Genomic DNA, 16,299 nt, shown 5'->3' with positions numbered 1-16,299 from the left:
TTAAGCCTTTCTCTCAGCTCAATAAAAAGGCCTCTCTTTTAAATTCCATTTGTTACTAGTCTTGTTCTTCGTAATTAAATAATAGAATAATTCTTTTTGACTAAAACTGCAAGTTTTTTAGACCCATTTATCTGCCCAATTATGAACTTGATCAAATACAGGCTTTAAATCTGATCCTTTTTCAGTCAAACTATATGAGATAATCCCAGTTTCGCCATCAACTGAGCGTTTAACGATTTTTTCTTCTTCAAGTTCTTTCAATCTTTCAACTAAGACACGGTCAGAACAGGCTTCAATACAGTGAGCCAAATCCTTAAATCGCATATCCTCAGTATCACATAAAGAACTAATAATTAAACCATTCCACTTTTTACCGATAATTTGAAAAGCATTGATGAAATGCTTACATAATTCATAATCTTCTGGTTTACAAGGTTTTTTAGCTTTTACTTGAGTCATTATTAATTCCCCCAATTAATTTAGTTTTTAACTTTATAGCAAGCTTTGCCTTCCAATTAAGAATATTATAAATAAATCACTTACTAAATACAAGTACTTAAGCAAAATGATAAATCATTATTCCTGCTGCAACTGCGGCATTCAAAGATTCAGCTTGACCTTTAATTGGGATATAAAGCTTTTCATCACTTAACTTAGCAATAAAATCGCTCACTCCATGGGCTTCATTCCCAATTACTAAACCTAATTGAGGGACTTTTTCAAAATCAGGTAATTCTTTAGCACTTTTATCAAGCATACTTGCATAAACGGGGATATCATATGATTTAAGCGTAGTGATGACAGAAGCAAGATCTTGCTTAATAAGTTCAATATGGAATTGACTTCCTTGCATTGCTCGTTGAGTTTTTGGATTATAGAGATCAACACTTTCTGGAGAAAGCACCACCCCGTCAAATCCAGCAGCATCTGCAGTTCGAATAATAGTTCCAACATTACCAGGATCAGCTAGATTATCAAGCAAAACCCATTTGCCATAATTGAATGGAAATTCTTTTGGTTGATCAATTTTAAGCACCATAAAAATCTCTTGCGAATTCTTAGTAGAACTCAAATGGCGCGTAATGGCTTTATTGATCAAAATAACCGATTTACTTGAGAGGTCCACCCCGTATTCTTCCACTTTATTTAAAGCTTCATCAGTTCCAAGCAAATATTGAAACTTGCGGCCAGCTTGTAAGGCTTCTTCAATTAAATGAAAACCTTCGATAATGTACATGCCAGTATCTTCGCGATACTTTTTCTTATTGAGTTTGGCTAAATCCTTGATAGTTTTATTATTGACTGAACTAATTTGTTGCATGGCAATCCTTCTTTCTTAATCCTATTTTATAGATTTTTTGCAAAAATAACATGGTAGAATTGAAGTAATAAACTAGAAAAGAGATAATTATGAGTTTATTTGATAAATTTCGTAAAAATAGTGAACCAACAGAGTACGTTGAAGCTTGGAAAGTGATCGTTTCAGGCACAGTGCAAGGCGTAGGTTTTCGCTATAGTGTAGCAACACTGGCTGATGCGATGTCAATTCCTGGCACTGTCAAAAACAACCCAGATGGGACAGTCACTATTGTACTACAAGCAAATAAAGGAAAAGTAGACGAATTTCTAAAAGATTTGCCCCACAATCTTTCTCCTTTTGCTAAAATTACCAATATGAAGGTTGAAAAACTAGAAAATGTAGGAAAATTACACAGTTTTCGTGTATTATATTAAATATTAAAGTTTTATAGAAAATAAGTGGTGATTAATCTAAATGAAAAAATATCGTAAATATTTTGCTCTGCTTGCAGTAGTTCTTACTGTAATGTTGATTGTTAGTGGCTGTTCTAGTGGTAATCCAAATACTAGCACCCCACCTCATGGAGGACCTTATGGCTGGATCTTTAAATGGATAAGTTTACCGCTTCAAAACATCATGCTTCAAGTCGCTCATTCAATTAAAGGAGCAAATGGAGCTGGTTGGGCAATCGTTATTATTACTTTGGTAGTTAGAATCATCTTACTTCCATTGATGCTCACCCAGCAAAAGAAGAGCGTTACTCAACAAGAAAAGATGTCTCGTTTGCAACCACAAATGAAGCTGATTCAAAATGCAATGAAGCACAAAGGATTAACTCCTGAACAACAGATGACTCTTTCAACTTGGCAACGTGAACTTTACTCAAAGAACAACGTTTCTCTAACTGGTGGAATTGGATGTTTACCATTATTGATTCAAATGCCAATCATGCTTGGTATTTATCAAGCGGTAGCCTACTCTGCAGTTTTGAAAGACGCAACTTTCTTTGGAATCTCACTAAGCAGCAAGTCACTAGTTTTAGCAATTGTTGCGACCGTCTTCGCCGTAATTCAAGGTTACATTTCCTTAATCGGCATCCCTGAAGAACAAAAGAAGACCATGCAATCGATGATGTTCATGAACCCAATCATGACCTTATTCTTCAGTTTGTCCTTCTCAGGAGCTTTGGCTTTATACTGGGCTGCAGGTAACTTTGTGATGATTATTCAACAATTAATCGTTACTTTCTTTATTCAACCTCGTGAAAAGGCTCGTATCGCTAGCGAATTGAAGGAAAAACCTATCGTTCAAGTTGTAACTCAAGCTAAGGTTGATGATTTATTTAGTACTCACAGTGCTGCCGCTGGAAACGATAAGAAGACTCAAGAATTGCACCAAGATTTGCGTAAACGTAATCAAGGTAAACAAAAGAATAAGAAATAACCTATAAAATAAAAAAGAACTAGGAAAATCCTAGTTCTTTTTTAATGCTCTAACTTCTTCTTTTGATCTAATTTCTTAAGTCTTTCAGCTTCTTTTTTAGTCAGAACTGGAAATTCCAACTTAAATTGGCTTCCTTGACCTTCAACAGAATCAACGCTAATTGAACCATGATAGCTAGTAACAAGTTTTTGAGCAATTGAAAGCCCCAAACCATTACCACCCTTTTCACGGGTTCTAGCCTTATCAACTCGGTAGAAACGATTGAAGATCTTTTCTTGATCTGCTTGAGAAATTCCTTCCCCAAAGTCCTGCACAATGATAGTAACTTCATCGTTAGAAACTCCAGCAGAAACATTAATTTGTTTTCGGGTAGTTGAATACTTAATTCCGTTATCAATTAGAATTACTAGAAGTTGCTCTAAGTGACCATGATAGATTTGGATTTCTGTATCGGGTGGCAAATCATCTGTATCTAGCTGAATCTTGAAATCTTTGTGAACTAAGGCCAAATCTGCTACCACACGTGTCAAAACGTCATAAACATTTGTGACTGCATTTGGATATTGTACATTAATTTGTTCAGCACGAGTTAAGTCAAGCATTTCTTGAATAAGGTGCTTCATCCGATCAGCTTCCTGCAAAGAGGCTTTAATAGATTCATCCAAGATTTCTGGATCATCCTTCCCCCAGCGTTCAAGCATGTTAAGATGTCCTTCAATGACGGCTACCGGGGTTCTCAACTCGTGAGAAACATCCCCTACAAATTCTTTTTGTTGATCAATATACCGCTGCATTCGGTCCAGCATCTCATTAAAAGTAATCGCTAATTCTTCCAATTCATCGTTTCGATGAAGCTCTTTGATTCTCATTGAACTGTTTGGATCATCATTAACTTCACGAGCAACTTTTGAAATTTCTTTAATTGGTTGAACTACATCCTTAACTACCACAAAGGCAATCCCGATAAATATTATAACTGCTATTAACGAAATAATTAGCATCCAGTGCAGTAAATTCTTCATTAGACGGTTATAATAGGTCATCTGGTTAGAAACCACGATATAGCCGATGATTTTGCCCGTACGGCTAGATTTAACTGTATGGTAGGTTAAAAGCTCCGCATGAGTACCATGCTGGATTTTTTCGACTTTATTTTCACCTTTAAATTTACGATATTTCGGGGTCGTATCTCCATTAGAAAAGACAACTTCATTATGTGTGTTATAGACAGCAACACTAATATCCGGATTAGTAATTGAAGCTAATAAATCATCATTAAATGCACTAGTTGCACTATTTTGATCATTAATTGCAGGTACTCCTCGCAATACTCGCTTAGTTGACGGTGAAAGCGACGGAATCACATTCGATATTTGCAATTCATTAGGAATGGATTCGAGCCGATTCTGCAAAGTTACTACCACATTATTAGAGGTCTCTTCCTGCTGATTTAAAGATTGCTGACTAACAATCGAATATATTACTACGGAGAAAATAACAAAAGAGACCATAATCGTCAAAGTAACGATACTGACCCATCTTGCAATTAAGGATGTGTGCTTGGTCTTTTTTTGCTTTTTATCTTTATTGGTCATCATCTTCATCTCTTACCATATATCCAGTTCCACGAACAGTCTTGATATATGAAGGACGGCCAGGAACGTCGATCTTGTTGCGCAAGTAACGAACATAAACTTCTACAACATTGGTTTCAATATTAGATTCAGGTCCCCAAATCTTATTTAAAAGTTGATCGCGACTAACCACATTGTTCTTATTTTGAATCAAAGTCATCAATAAATTATATTCGCGTTTAGTTAAGTCAATTACCTTACCATCGCCACGATGTACAATTCTGTTAGCTGTTTCAATAGTTAAATCTTTAAACTTAACAATCTTTTGTTTGGCTACAGTAGCACGAGAAGCATCCTTTTCAATCTTTACTCGGCGAAGAACAGCACGTAAGCGGGCAAGCAATTCTTCAATTGCAAATGGCTTAACAATGTAATCATCTGCTCCATGATCTAATCCAGAAACTCGATCGATCACAGAATCGCGTGCAGTCATCATAATAATTGGAGTAGTCTTTACTTGACGAACTCGACGTGCAATTTCCAAACCGTTTAAGTCTGGCAACATCAAATCAAGTAGAATAGCATCAAAATCTTGATTTAAAGCATCTTCCAAACCTTTACGGCCATTGTTCTCAACGACTGTTTCATAGTTTTCGTGTTTAAGTTCTAATTCTACGAAACGAGCCAAATTCTTTTCATCTTCAATAATTAAAATCTTTGCCATGTCTACCCTATTCCTCTTATATTTTTAGTTGTACTAAAATTAGATTAAAAAATGTTTTTATAATTAAAGGATACTTTAAAAATCGTTTCAAGACAAGACAAAAAATCACTCAAAGTGAAATTTACTTTGAGTGATTCAAAAATTATTTATTTATCTGAATTTTTATCATCTTGATTATCCAAAAGAATCTTCAATTTTGCAAAGGCTGGATTTACTTGGTTCTTTTTACCTTCTTCAAAACTTGATTCTGATACAACTTCCCAGCCATTGCCTTCTGGAAAAATATTATCTTTTTCTTCTTCAGGAGTAAGAATAGTTGTAGGAATATGAAGCAAAATATTATCTTCAATTGCAGTTTGCAAGTCAATCACATCATCCTCAACTTTAACAATTGGATCAGGATTGTCTTCAAGTTCTTGCTTGGTTGGAGTAGTTTCTGAATAATTTTCGGTGAAAGAAAAATCTTCATGATACTTCACTGGATCTAAGCTTCTACTTGATGGTACTACCAAATCTGCTGTGACATGGAAGTTACCTGTCACATATGGCTCATCGTAAAATAGATCTCCACTCACATGAACATTTTCAGCTTCAATCAAAAGGTCCTGACTTCGATTAAAGAACTCCGGACGCATTTCCAAATCTTTATCGATATGAGTTAAAGGATTTGGACTATTTTTAATATTAGAAAAGTTAATTGTTAACATCTTATTGATTACACCTCCACTGGACGTCGACCAAAGTTTTGATCGACATGTAATAATTCTTCAAATAAACGGTCTACACGGACTTGCAGACCTAAAGAGCCATCTTTGGCACTTCTCTTATCAACTTTAGAAACAATTTCAGTTTGAATATTCTTGCGATTTTTCTTCAAAAATTGTCTTCCAGTCTTACTGAATCCCAATAACATCAATGATTCATCATTAAAGCTATTGATCATATCGTCTTGAGTAACATTTAATAAAGTGTACAAACTAAGTCTTCGCAAACGCGAATATGTATATCGCTTAGATTTTACATGACGCAAAAATTCTGTGAATGTCTGGGCAAGATGAATCTCTTGCTTCATCTTATACTCAAGTCCTTCACTCATTTGATAAATCTTCTGTAATTCTTCAATTGAAGAAGACTCTAAGCGATATTTTAAAAATGGAAAGAGAATATTCCAATTTGGATAAATGGGCTGCTTAATTAATTCACTAGCTTCTAATTTAGGAAGCCAAGTTTTTAGTTCTTCTTTATCTTCATTATGTAATAGAATGTTCCGAATTGCACTCGCACTTTGGACAATATGCTCGCGATTAAGCAAATCATCATGACCCGCGCCAATTCGATTAATTGGATGAAGCTTTAACGGTTCACCCAAATTGTAATTGGCTACTGCATAGGCCAAGCCTAAAATTGCATTTGGCTGATTCACTTCATATCCCACTTCTCGAGCAATCATTTGATTATACTGAGTGGAATAAGTTTGACTATAATCCTTAAAATCCATATGATTTCGAGGAATTTGAGCAATTTTTTGACCTAAATAAGTAAAATTCAAATTGGCATCTTCCACGCCAAATACTAAGTCGGTTACACCAAGCTTAGCTAATTGATTAATGCTTCCTAATGAAAATAAATCAGCAGCTTGTACAGCAGTAGAGAATGGCAATTCAAACACTAAATCTGCTCCAGACTGCAAAGCAGCTTTGGCCCGAGCCCATTTATCCATGATTGCCATTTCACCACGTTGAACATAGTTTCCAGACATTACTACAATAATAGGATCTTTGCCCGCAATTATCCGAGCTTGATTCATTAAAAAATCATGTCCACTATGAAAAGGGTTGTATTCTGCAATTATTCCAACTGCGCCCATAATTTACTAGTCTTCCTTTATTTCAAGTTGCTTGCCATTGGCCCACAATTTTTCAAGGTTATAAAATTCACGAGCTTCGGCGGTAAAAATGTTTACTACTACATCTCCTAAGTCAATCAAAAGCCAGTTAGAATCACGAGTACCTTCAATTCGGTAATCAGTGTAGTTATTTTCATGAGCTTCATCAATAATTGCATTAGCAATCGCGTGTAGCTGACGGTTAGAACCAGCACTAGTTACTACATAGTAGTCAGCTAAGATACTGACACCGCGCATGTCAAAAGCTTCGGTATCTTCACCATGACGATCACTAACTGCTTTTAATGCAAAATCTAAAACTTGTGTACTATTCAATATATTTCTCCTTATTTAACACTCCACACATTGTACGCTGCAAGCGTGCGTGGGTATATCTTGTTTCTATTTTTAACTAAAAATTCTAATGTGTGAGCTAATTCATATCCCACCCCATCATCTAAATTATTGTAAGCGACTTTGCGAGCTTCATCTACACCAGGAAAATCGCGTCCAGGCTCGATAAAATCTGCCACAAAGACAATTTTATCTAAGGTAGTCATTTCTACATCAGCTGTCGTATGACGCCATACAGCCTGTAAAATTTCAGGATCAGTAATTTTCAAATCCCGTTTAATAAAATAAGTCCCAACAATTCCATGCCAAATTGCTCGATTCCAATTAAGCAAATCTGAATCAAAGCCTTGTTCTTTAATTACTTTGCGGTATTCTTCTACAGGAACCCGTTTAGCATAATCATGAATAAATCCAGCCAAGGCCGCCTTATCTTCATCGTACCCATTTAATTTTGCTAATTTACGCGCTGTTTTGCTGACCCCAATGCAGTGCTCAAAACGCTTTTTATCCATATTAGCTTTTTCTTTAGCGATAATTTCATCACTAGTTAAAGGAGAATAGGTCTCCTTGAAAAACAGCTTAGTCAAGATAAAGCCCCTTTTCTTCAATATATAATCTTACAGGCTCTGGAACCAAATATCTAATTGAAGTTCCTGTAGCTACCGACCGGCGAATTGCGGTTGAACTCAAACGGATATCTGGTGCATCTACCCAAATCATTGGATATTGTGGATCTTGCGGATAACCAGGGCGCCGAATTCCCACTAACGTTGCCATCTTAGCTAATTCTGGCGCTTCTTTCCAAGTATGGAAACTGTTAACCTGGTCACTCCCCATAATTAAATAGTAATTATTTTGAGGAGCTTTTTCTTTTAAATAGCGTAAAGTATCAATTGTATAGGAAACCCCACCACGGAATAACTCAAGCAACTTTACTCTAAAATGAGGATTGTCACGAGTAGCTAAATCTAACATCGTAGCGCGATCCTTAGCTGAAGTTAAAGGCGCGTTCTTATGGGGTGGAATATTATCGGGAATAAACCATACTTCATCAAGATGCAATTTAGTTAAGGCTTGTTCTGCAGCCACTAGATGTGCGATATGGACAGGATTAAAGGTTCCACCCATAATACCAATTTGTTTTCCTTTGTTTTCACTTTGTTCAAATTGGGGTTCCGCTTTTGCTGTAGGGATTTTTTCAACACATTTAGAATTTGTCATAATAATGTCCTCTAGATCAATGCTCGTCGAATACCTAAACCAATACCATCAGGAGTGTATGTCTTTACTACACAACCTTTTGGTACAGTAACAAAACCAATTCCACCAAAAAGCAAATCGCTCTTATAATCAGTATGGAATTCTTGACCCTTTAAAGGTGCAATTTTCTCACCTTTATTTGGTGGAGTTAAAAGTTCACCCACATGCTTTTTATAAAATTCATCGGCATTTTCAGTTTTAGTACGGTGAATATAAAGACCACGCGCCGTGTAAACTGTGAAGCTAGTTGGCTCACCCTTTAAATAGTCGATTCTTCCTAAACCACCCAAGAATAAAGTATTACCAGGCTTAAGTTGGTAAGTAGCAGGCTTAAGCGGCTTTTTAGGAGAAATCAACTCTAAGTCTTTTGGACTAAGATGGGTAGCCAATTGATTTTGGGTCATAATCCCAGGTGTATCAATTAAAAAGTGACCATTTTCAAGTGGAATTTCGATTTGATCAAGAGTAGTGCCAGGAAAACGTGAAGTGGTAATTAAGTCCTTTACATCGCCCATTTTATCAATAATGGCATTAATTAAAGTTGACTTACCAACATTGGTCATTCCCACAAAATAAATATCCTTATCTTGAGAAGCTTTGTCTAAATAAGCAATCAAGTCATCAAGATTCTTTTGTTTAGCTGCACTAATTAAAAAGATTTCCTTAGGATGAAGACCCATCCGATTAGCTTCTTGACGCATCCAATCCTTAATCTTTGATTGACGCGAATTCTTAGGAAACAGATCAAACTTGTTCCCTACTAAGATAAATTCATTATCACCAACAAAACGCTTTAATGAAGATAAAAGTGAATTGGAAAAGTCAAATAAATCAACCACATTCACAATCAAGGCCTTCTTATTAGCCAAAGAATTAAGCAAAGCTAAAAATTCATCGTTGTTTAAGTCAACTGGCATAATTTCGTTGTAATGTCTTAAGCGAAAACAACGTTGACAATATACTTCTTCACTTTCGCCTTCTTTAGCCTTTTTTAAAGCGCTAGCTGGTAAATAACCTGCTTTTTTAGGATCATCTGATTGCAAGACGGCCCCACAACCAATACAAATAATATCCTCATCCATTTTTCAAAGTCTCCTTAAACGTTACACGATGTGAAAATGATAAAAAGAAAAAGATGAACTTTTCTAAAAAACGATTAATTCTCGTATTCCATTTATCAGTTTCTACTAATGGTTTAACCAATACTGATTCTACACCTGCCAAGTTACCTGCCTGAATATCAGTAATTAACTGGTCTCCAACCATCATAACTTGATCTTTCTTTAAGCCCAAACGCTCACGTTCTTTAGTAATAGCAAAAGGAAGCGGCTTGCGTGATTTAGCTACAAAAGCAATGTGATAAGGATTGAGCACCTTCCCAACACGCTCAGCATTATTATTAGAAATCACTACTAATTTAATATTAGCCTTTGCGAGTCGCTGATTCAATTTATTCATCTCTTCTGCTGTTTCAAACTTATTCCAAGCCAATAAAGTATTATCTAAATCAGAAAAGACTGCTTTGATTCCCATTTCATGTAATTTATCTGTATTTAAATGATAAATTGTGTCGATCGTATATTTTGGTCGAAATAGCATTCAGTATTTTCCCTTCATAAAATTGCATAACTTTAATATACCAAAAAAATAGCAATTTTTGCATAAAAAAAGACGCGCCAGTAAACGCGTCATTTTTATCAGATTAGTTTAAAGCTTTCTTAGCAGTTTCTGCTAATTGAGCAAAAGTTTCTGCATCGTTGTAAGCAATATCTGCTAACATCTTACGGTTCATGTCAACACCAGCCAACTTCAAACCGTGCATTAACTTAGAGTAAGAAATGTCGTTTTGTCTTGCTGCTGCATTGATACGAGCAATCCATAACTTTCTGAAGTCACTCTTACGTCTCTTACGGTCGCGGAATGCGTATCTGTAAGATACAAATAATTGAGTGCTTGCAGCCTTAAATTGCATGTGCTTTGCGCCACGGTAACCCTTGGCAAGCTTCATAACCTTCTTACGACGTTTACGTGTTACAGTTCCACCTTTAACTCTTGGCATCAGAAATTCCTCCTAATATCGTTCTTAATTAGTAATAATTAACGCATTTGGGCAAGCATCTGTTTGATGCGCTTCATGTCACTGCGTGAAACCATAGCAGCTTTTCTCAAATGACGACGTTGTTTCTTAGTCTTACCGTGGAAACGGTGACCAGTAAATGCGTGGTGACGCTTCAAACCACCATTAGCAGTTCTCTTAAAACGCTTAGCTGAAGCGCGGTGTGTTTTCATTTTAGGCATTTTCTATTTCCTCCAATTAACTACTTTTTCTTTTTGTCCTTTTCACTCTTAGGTGCAAGCATCAAGAACATTGAACGGCCTTCCATCTTAGGTCTGCTAATTACATTAGCAATATCTGAGGTAGCTTCAGCCATTTTTTCTAAAACTTGTTGACCTAATTCCTTATGAGTGATTGCACGACCTCTAAATCTAATTGAAACACGGACCTTAGCTCCTTCTTTAGTTAGGAACTTACGAACATGCTTCAACTTAGTATCAAAGTCGTTACCCTCAATAGTAGGGCTCAAGCGGATTTCTTTGACACTAACTGTCTTAGACTTTTTACGGGATTCCTTAAGCTTCTTTTGTTGTTCAAAGCGGTACTTCCCATAGTCCATAATCCGGGCAACTGGTGGTTTAGCATTTGGTGAAATTAAAACTAAGTCCAAATTTGCGTTACTTGCTCGTTGCAAGGCATCATTTTTAGACATAACACCAACTTGCTCACCATTTTCATCAATTAAACGAACTTCGCGTGCGCGAATTCTATCGTTTAAAATCAAATTCCTTGGTATGATTCTTCACCTCCGTGTTAATTTGAGGACAAGAAAAAGGCGGGTAAAAGTTTTAACACCCGCCTTTAATCAACAGAAATTATCGATCAGCCTAGAGGTTAACTTAACTTAGGCGAGAAGCGGGAGCTTCTTCTTGTTCTCAACTAGTCGTATTATACTCGCTTCATAATTGTCCGTCAACTAAAATTTTAAAGTTGAAATTGATTATTTCTTTCAAACAAATATATTTACATTTTTACTAATTTAGCAAATGCTTCTTCTGGATCATGATGATCCGAATTTTTGATAAATTCTTCATATGAATCAAAAGATTGAATTTTTCCATCATTGAGCAAATGAATAAAACATTTTCCTCCAATCAAATAATCCAATTCATGTGTAGTTACGATGACATACGTATTTTCTTTCTTAGCTAAATCACTAATAATCTCTTCAATTTGAATTTTAGAAACAGGATCCACCCCACTAAAAGGTTCATCTAACAAAAACAATTTTTTATCTAATTTACTTTCTAAAAATAATAAAAGCCATCTTCTTTCACCAACTGACATTTCCCCAACTTTTTGCTTCATCAATTTCATATACAAATCACGAAAATGTGGGGATAATTTTTCTAATATTACCGGTTCATGGGTATTGGCAATTCCAAAAACAAAGTTTTGTAAGTCTTTCCCAGTTAAAGTTCCAAATACAACAGGATTTTGTGTTTGATATAAAATTTCATCTATGGAAGGTAGACCTTGAATACTTCCAGAATAATCCGTTCGTAAATTACTGAGAATATCAAATAAAGTACTTTTACCTGCACCATTATAGCCAATCAGATAATTTACTTGTCCGGGATCAAATTCAACATTTAATTTTTGAAAGATAGGAATTTGTCTATATTGAAAACTCAAATCTCGAATTTTAATACTCATGTCGTTCACCTCACCTTAGTTACGCATATTAAGAGAATTTAATCTCACTTTAGAAATTGAGCCAATGCCAATTCCTCCAAAAATAATTAACAAAATTAAGACTGCTAGTATCTGATAAGAAGCTACACTAGCTGCATTCCGAAATGCTTGATTTATTGTTAACAAAACTTGGCTTACATAATCTATAGGATTAAGGCCATACACGATTTCTCCTAAAATACTATGGGTATCATTTCTTAAGATCGAAAGCCATCCCATTCCAAATAAGCCAATATTTGCTACTGTACTGATTGTATTAATTTTTACCGGTAAAGTTCCTAAGAGAATGGCTAACAAGAAAACAGGAATGCCTGCGAATAAGTATGAAATAGTGTAGAAAGTCAAAATTAATAGTAGATTCTTTAAATAAAATAATCCGATCACAAATCCAAAAATAAAAACACTTAAATAGCCAAATAGCATTTCGCTTAACACTAATCCAATGACCCCATATTTTTTATTTCCACCTGAAATCATCGTATAAGTCTTTAAAAATCCACTTTCTCTAAAACTGATTAACTGCATCCCTACACCATTAATCGCTACAGAAACAATAATATAGCCTACATAATTTACGGTTTGATTTAATAATTGAGAAACAGACCAAGTTGAGGAAACCAAATTTTCAAAGTTGTTAAACATAAATATACATACAGGCACAACAACTGAATAAATAAATGGGATTTTTTCAGAAAGGATGACTTTATTGAATGTCTTAAAATAGTTAAAAATCAATTTCATACCTATTCCTCCTTATCATTTTTCTTTTTCAATTTAGTATTAATTTGCTTCACATCATTCCATAAGTTAAAGAAGTAAGTTCCATATGCAATAGCATACATGAGAATGAAATCCCCAATTACGATCGGCCATCGTTTTTCTATAACCGTTAATCCATTTACAAAGAAATTAAAAATTAACCAAGCAACTAAGCAAACAAAAAAGTTAATAATAATTTGTTTTCTTAATGACCAATTATCATTATTAAAAATCCAAGTAGCCAAAGCGAAGAAAATACCAATTAGAAAAGACGTTAAAACCCAAAATAAGAATTCTGAGAGCTGGAGTGTACTATTAGCTAAATTTTTCCAAGGACATTCCATAAGAATCTGAACAACTATCCAAGCCATCCCGATTCCAATTCCAATTAAACCACTTACTAATAATTGACCAATTTTTTTCATAATCCCAGTCTCTCCTTCAAAACTTTAATCTTTCTTCTTGCAACTTGAATGCGTAAACCATTCTCTAAAATTGCATCAATATTTCCACTACTGATAATCTCCAAATGATCAATAAAATGGTAATTAACAATTGAACTTCTTGAAGTAGTAACAAAATTACTAGGTAGAAGTTTTTCCACTTGATAAAGTCGTCCCTTAAAAATATAAACATCCCCTTCAGTACAAATCATTGTCTTCTCATCCTCTACTTGAATGACAAGAATTTCTGAAAACTTGATCGCATACGCATCCCCATCTTGATAACCCCAAAGAAAATCTTGCTTTGATGTTAATTCGTTTGTAATCCGCTTTATTTTACTGGTCATTTTTTTCAGCCAAAATTCAGCCTTTTCCTCGGATAAATTAGGATCAATATTAAACTCAACCTTCATTGTTTTTCCTCCTTACTTGGTTATTAAGTATAACGATTCACCTCTTAAAAAACAGAGATTTTCGGTAAACGGTAAAAATCTAGTGTTGAATGGTAATTTTACATAAAAAAATCCGCCAGGATCTTTTTCCTAGCGGATTTTTATTGTTTATTTTATTAAGACTAGTTTTCTCTTGAATATGACTTAACGTCTGCATCAATTTCGTTGATAAAGTCGTCAAGACTCTTAGAAATTTCTTCGTCAGTACCGTAGCGACGAACGTTTACTGAACCGTTGTTCATTTCGTTGTCACCTAATACTAAAGTGTAAGGTACCTTTTGGGTTTGTGATTCACGAATCTTGTAACCCATCTTTTCATTTCTATCATCAACTTCTACTCTGAAGCCGCGCTTAGCAAGTTCTTGACGAACTTTTTCTGCGTATTCGCCGTGAGCTTCATTGTTAACTGGAATGATTTCTGCTTGAACAGGTGCAAGCCAAGTTGGGAAGGCACCCTTGTAGATTTCAGTTAAGTAGGCAATAAATCTTTCCATAGTACCAACAATACCACGGTGAACCATAACTGGACGGTGTTCTTCACCATCTTTACCAACATAAGTTAAACCAAATCTTTCTGGAAGCATGAAGTCAAGTTGGATAGTTGACATAGTTTCGTCATTACCCAAAGCAGTCTTAGTTTGAATATCAAGCTTAGGACCGTAGAATGCAGCTTCACCTTCAGCTTCAACGTAATCAAGGCCAAGGTCATCCATAGCACCCTTAAGCATCTTTTGACTTCTTTCCCACATTTCATCGTTTGCAAAGTACTTGTCAGTGTTCTTTGGATCACGGTATGAAAGTCTGAAGTAGTAATCAGTAATATCGAAGTCTCTGTAAACGTCCATGATTAACTTCAAGATCTTAGCAAATTCGCTTTGAACTTGGTCAAGTTCTACGAAAGTATGACCGTCGTTTAAAGTCATTTCACGTACACGTTGAAGACCTGATAAAGCACCTGACTTTTCATATCTGTGCATCATACCAAGTTCAGCAACACGAAGTGGAAGATCACGGTAGGAACGAATGTGGTGCTTGTAGATTTGAATATGCGAAGGACAGTTCATAGGACGAAGTTCAAGCATTTCACCATCACCCATGTCCATTGGTGGGAACATGTCATCACGGTAGTGTGCCCAGTGACCTGAAGTCTTGTAAGCATCAAGGTTCATAAGTACTGGAGTGTAAACGTGCTTGTAACCATCGCCAACTTCACGGTCAATAATGTAACGTTCAACAACGCGACGAATAGTAGCACCCTTTAGCATCCAGTAAGGAAGACCTGCACCAACCTTAGGATCAACGAAGAATAAGTCAAGGTCACGACCAATAGTACGGTGGTCTCTTTCCTTAATTTCAGCACGACGCTTCAAATCTTCATCCAAAGCTGCTTGCTTAAAGAATGCAGTACCAAAGATTCTTTGAAGCATTGGGTTTGAAGATTTACCAAGCCAGTAAGCACCAGCAACTGATAAAAGCTTGAAGTGCTTAATCTTACCAGTGTTTGGCAAAAGTGCTTCAAAACCAAAGTCGATGAAATCGCCAAGGCGGTATGCATCAACCATTTCGCTATCAATTTTCTTCAAAAGTTCACTCTTGTATGGGTCATCCTTGAATTGTTCTTCAAGTTCTGATTTAGCTACTTGAACAAATTCAATCTTTTCGCCGCTCTTAACAGCTTTTTGCATTGCCTTTTCAAGTCTTGGTAATTCACCAACCTTAATTTGGTCGTCCTTATCAGTATCTACGAAAAAGCCACCTTCATCAGCAACATGTTCACCAAAGTGAAGGTCAGGGTAAAGTTTTTTAGCAACTGCTTCAAATACAAATGCAGCACTTGCACGTAAAACGTCTAAAGCTTCTTCATCTTTATCAGTTAAAATTGCAACTTCAGCATCATTATCTAAAACATAATCCAATGGTCTTAATTGGCCGTTAACCTTACCTGCTACAGCTGCTTTTCCAAGTGAAGTAGCGATACTTGAAGCCAACTTTCCAACAGTGATGCTTGAATCAAAATCTTTTTTTGAGCCATCTGGCAAAGTAATTGAAAAACTCATATTTACCTCCAAAAAATAGAAAATAAAAAGTCCCAGTGCCGGTAATAGCACTGGGACGTTAATTAGCGTGGTTCCACCCAAATTCAGATTATATAAATAATCTCTCATATACGGACTGATATTGGAGTCCAACCATTAATTATCAATTTGGGAAATAACGAGTGGGGTAGCTCTTTAATGGGAGCTTTCAGAACTAGGCCCCTCTCTCTGAGTCAAGAACTATCATGTTCGTTCATT

Annotated in this window: 21 protein-coding genes and 2 other annotated features (1 of these 23 cut by a window edge); of the genes, 2 read left to right on the top strand and 19 right to left on the bottom strand. The window is 35.7% G+C overall.

Features of this window, described 5'->3' with window-relative positions:
• Positions 1 to 78 (bottom strand) — a binding site (T-box leader) (it extends 127 nt beyond the left edge of the window).
• A 39-nt stretch (positions 79 to 117) separates the two neighbouring features.
• Both KBW87_RS02870 and KBW87_RS02865 read right to left on the bottom strand, forming a co-directional pair.
• The gene (locus KBW87_RS02870) at positions 118 to 459 is read right to left on the bottom strand and encodes a winged helix-turn-helix transcriptional regulator (RefSeq protein ID WP_004046115.1); all 342 of its coding nucleotides are present in this window, start codon (positions 457 to 459) and stop codon (positions 118 to 120) included.
• A gap of 97 nt (positions 460 to 556) precedes the next feature.
• Positions 557 to 1,321 carry a TrmH family RNA methyltransferase gene (locus tag KBW87_RS02865; RefSeq protein ID WP_057809934.1) on the bottom strand — a complete coding sequence of 255 codons (765 nt, stop codon included), beginning with the start codon at positions 1,319 to 1,321 and terminating at the stop codon, positions 557 to 559.
• Between the two features lie 89 nt (positions 1,322 to 1,410).
• Here KBW87_RS02865 and KBW87_RS02860 point away from each other — a divergent pair, with 89 nt between their 5' ends.
• Both KBW87_RS02860 and yidC read left to right on the top strand, forming a co-directional pair.
• Positions 1,411 to 1,734: an acylphosphatase gene (locus KBW87_RS02860; RefSeq protein ID WP_057809933.1), complete on the top strand. Its 324-nt coding sequence runs from the start codon at positions 1,411 to 1,413 to the stop codon at positions 1,732 to 1,734.
• Positions 1,735 to 1,774: 40 nt separating this feature from the next.
• Positions 1,775 to 2,743, top strand: coding sequence for a membrane protein insertase YidC (gene yidC / locus KBW87_RS02855; protein WP_057809931.1), 969 nt, complete (start codon positions 1,775 to 1,777; stop codon positions 2,741 to 2,743).
• Positions 2,744 to 2,784: 41 nt separating this feature from the next.
• Here yidC and KBW87_RS02850 read toward each other — a convergent pair whose 3' ends face one another.
• The 17 genes from KBW87_RS02850 to thrS all read right to left on the bottom strand — a co-directional run bounded on the left by KBW87_RS02850 (position 2,785) and on the right by thrS (position 16,062).
• Entirely contained in the window at positions 2,785 to 4,347 is a 1,563-nt protein-coding gene (locus KBW87_RS02850) for a HAMP domain-containing sensor histidine kinase (protein ID WP_157055125.1), read from the bottom strand.
• Positions 4,328 to 5,041, bottom strand: coding sequence for a response regulator transcription factor (locus KBW87_RS02845; protein WP_004046125.1), 714 nt, complete (start codon positions 5,039 to 5,041; stop codon positions 4,328 to 4,330). The genes KBW87_RS02850 and KBW87_RS02845 overlap by 20 nt, the downstream gene beginning before the upstream one ends.
• Positions 5,042 to 5,187: 146 nt before the next feature.
• A complete protein-coding gene (locus KBW87_RS02840; RefSeq protein WP_057809927.1) occupies positions 5,188 to 5,748 on the bottom strand; it encodes a DUF177 domain-containing protein in 561 nt (186 codons plus the stop codon).
• An 8-nt stretch (positions 5,749 to 5,756) separates the two neighbouring features.
• On the bottom strand, positions 5,757 to 6,908 hold the full coding sequence (locus KBW87_RS02835; protein WP_057809925.1) for a nucleotidyltransferase: 1,152 nt from the start codon (positions 6,906 to 6,908) through the stop codon (positions 5,757 to 5,759).
• Between the two features lie 6 nt (positions 6,909 to 6,914).
• A complete protein-coding gene (gene rsfS, locus KBW87_RS02830) occupies positions 6,915 to 7,262 on the bottom strand; it encodes a ribosome silencing factor (RefSeq protein WP_004046130.1) in 348 nt (115 codons plus the stop codon).
• Between the two features lie 11 nt (positions 7,263 to 7,273).
• The gene (yqeK, locus tag KBW87_RS02825; RefSeq protein ID WP_057809923.1) at positions 7,274 to 7,867 is read right to left on the bottom strand and encodes a bis(5'-nucleosyl)-tetraphosphatase (symmetrical) YqeK; all 594 of its coding nucleotides are present in this window, start codon (positions 7,865 to 7,867) and stop codon (positions 7,274 to 7,276) included.
• Positions 7,860 to 8,501 carry a nicotinate-nucleotide adenylyltransferase gene (locus KBW87_RS02820; RefSeq protein WP_057809921.1) on the bottom strand — a complete coding sequence of 214 codons (642 nt, stop codon included), beginning with the start codon at positions 8,499 to 8,501 and terminating at the stop codon, positions 7,860 to 7,862. The genes yqeK and KBW87_RS02820 overlap by 8 nt, the downstream gene beginning before the upstream one ends.
• Positions 8,502 to 8,512: 11 nt before the next feature.
• Entirely contained in the window at positions 8,513 to 9,622 is a 1,110-nt protein-coding gene (gene yqeH / locus KBW87_RS02815) for a ribosome biogenesis GTPase YqeH (protein ID WP_004046136.1), read from the bottom strand.
• Entirely contained in the window at positions 9,615 to 10,139 is a 525-nt protein-coding gene (locus tag KBW87_RS02810) for a YqeG family HAD IIIA-type phosphatase (RefSeq protein WP_004046137.1), read from the bottom strand. Before KBW87_RS02810 ends, yqeH begins: the two co-directional genes overlap by 8 nt.
• Before the next feature lie 103 nt (positions 10,140 to 10,242).
• Positions 10,243 to 10,599 carry a 50S ribosomal protein L20 gene (rplT, locus tag KBW87_RS02805; RefSeq protein ID WP_057809919.1) on the bottom strand — a complete coding sequence of 119 codons (357 nt, stop codon included), beginning with the start codon at positions 10,597 to 10,599 and terminating at the stop codon, positions 10,243 to 10,245.
• 38 nt (positions 10,600 to 10,637) lie between these two features.
• The gene (rpmI, locus tag KBW87_RS02800; RefSeq protein WP_004046139.1) at positions 10,638 to 10,838 is read right to left on the bottom strand and encodes a 50S ribosomal protein L35; all 201 of its coding nucleotides are present in this window, start codon (positions 10,836 to 10,838) and stop codon (positions 10,638 to 10,640) included.
• 20 nt (positions 10,839 to 10,858) lie between these two features.
• Positions 10,859 to 11,380: a translation initiation factor IF-3 gene (infC, locus tag KBW87_RS02795; protein WP_004046140.1), complete on the bottom strand. Its 522-nt coding sequence runs from the start codon at positions 11,378 to 11,380 to the stop codon at positions 10,859 to 10,861.
• A gap of 37 nt (positions 11,381 to 11,417) precedes the next feature.
• Positions 11,418 to 11,533: a sequence feature (ribosomal protein L20 leader region), on the bottom strand.
• 86 nt (positions 11,534 to 11,619) lie between these two features.
• On the bottom strand, positions 11,620 to 12,312 hold the full coding sequence (locus KBW87_RS02790; RefSeq protein ID WP_057809917.1) for an ATP-binding cassette domain-containing protein: 693 nt from the start codon (positions 12,310 to 12,312) through the stop codon (positions 11,620 to 11,622).
• A gap of 15 nt (positions 12,313 to 12,327) precedes the next feature.
• Positions 12,328 to 13,092 carry a hypothetical protein gene (locus tag KBW87_RS02785; protein ID WP_004046142.1) on the bottom strand — a complete coding sequence of 255 codons (765 nt, stop codon included), beginning with the start codon at positions 13,090 to 13,092 and terminating at the stop codon, positions 12,328 to 12,330.
• Between the two features lie 2 nt (positions 13,093 to 13,094).
• Positions 13,095 to 13,535, bottom strand: coding sequence for a DUF3021 domain-containing protein (locus KBW87_RS02780; RefSeq protein WP_057809916.1), 441 nt, complete (start codon positions 13,533 to 13,535; stop codon positions 13,095 to 13,097).
• Entirely contained in the window at positions 13,532 to 13,966 is a 435-nt protein-coding gene (locus KBW87_RS02775) for a LytTR family DNA-binding domain-containing protein (protein WP_004046145.1), read from the bottom strand. Before KBW87_RS02775 ends, KBW87_RS02780 begins: the two co-directional genes overlap by 4 nt.
• A gap of 161 nt (positions 13,967 to 14,127) precedes the next feature.
• Positions 14,128 to 16,062: a threonine--tRNA ligase gene (gene thrS, locus KBW87_RS02770; RefSeq protein ID WP_057809914.1), complete on the bottom strand. Its 1,935-nt coding sequence runs from the start codon at positions 16,060 to 16,062 to the stop codon at positions 14,128 to 14,130.
• Positions 16,063 to 16,299: the final 237 nt, after the last annotated feature.

The organism is Lactobacillus intestinalis (assembly GCF_024397795.1).
Taxonomy (GTDB): Bacteria; Bacillota; Bacilli; order Lactobacillales; family Lactobacillaceae; genus Lactobacillus; species Lactobacillus intestinalis.
This window is presented reverse-complemented; position numbering and strand designations above follow the sequence as displayed.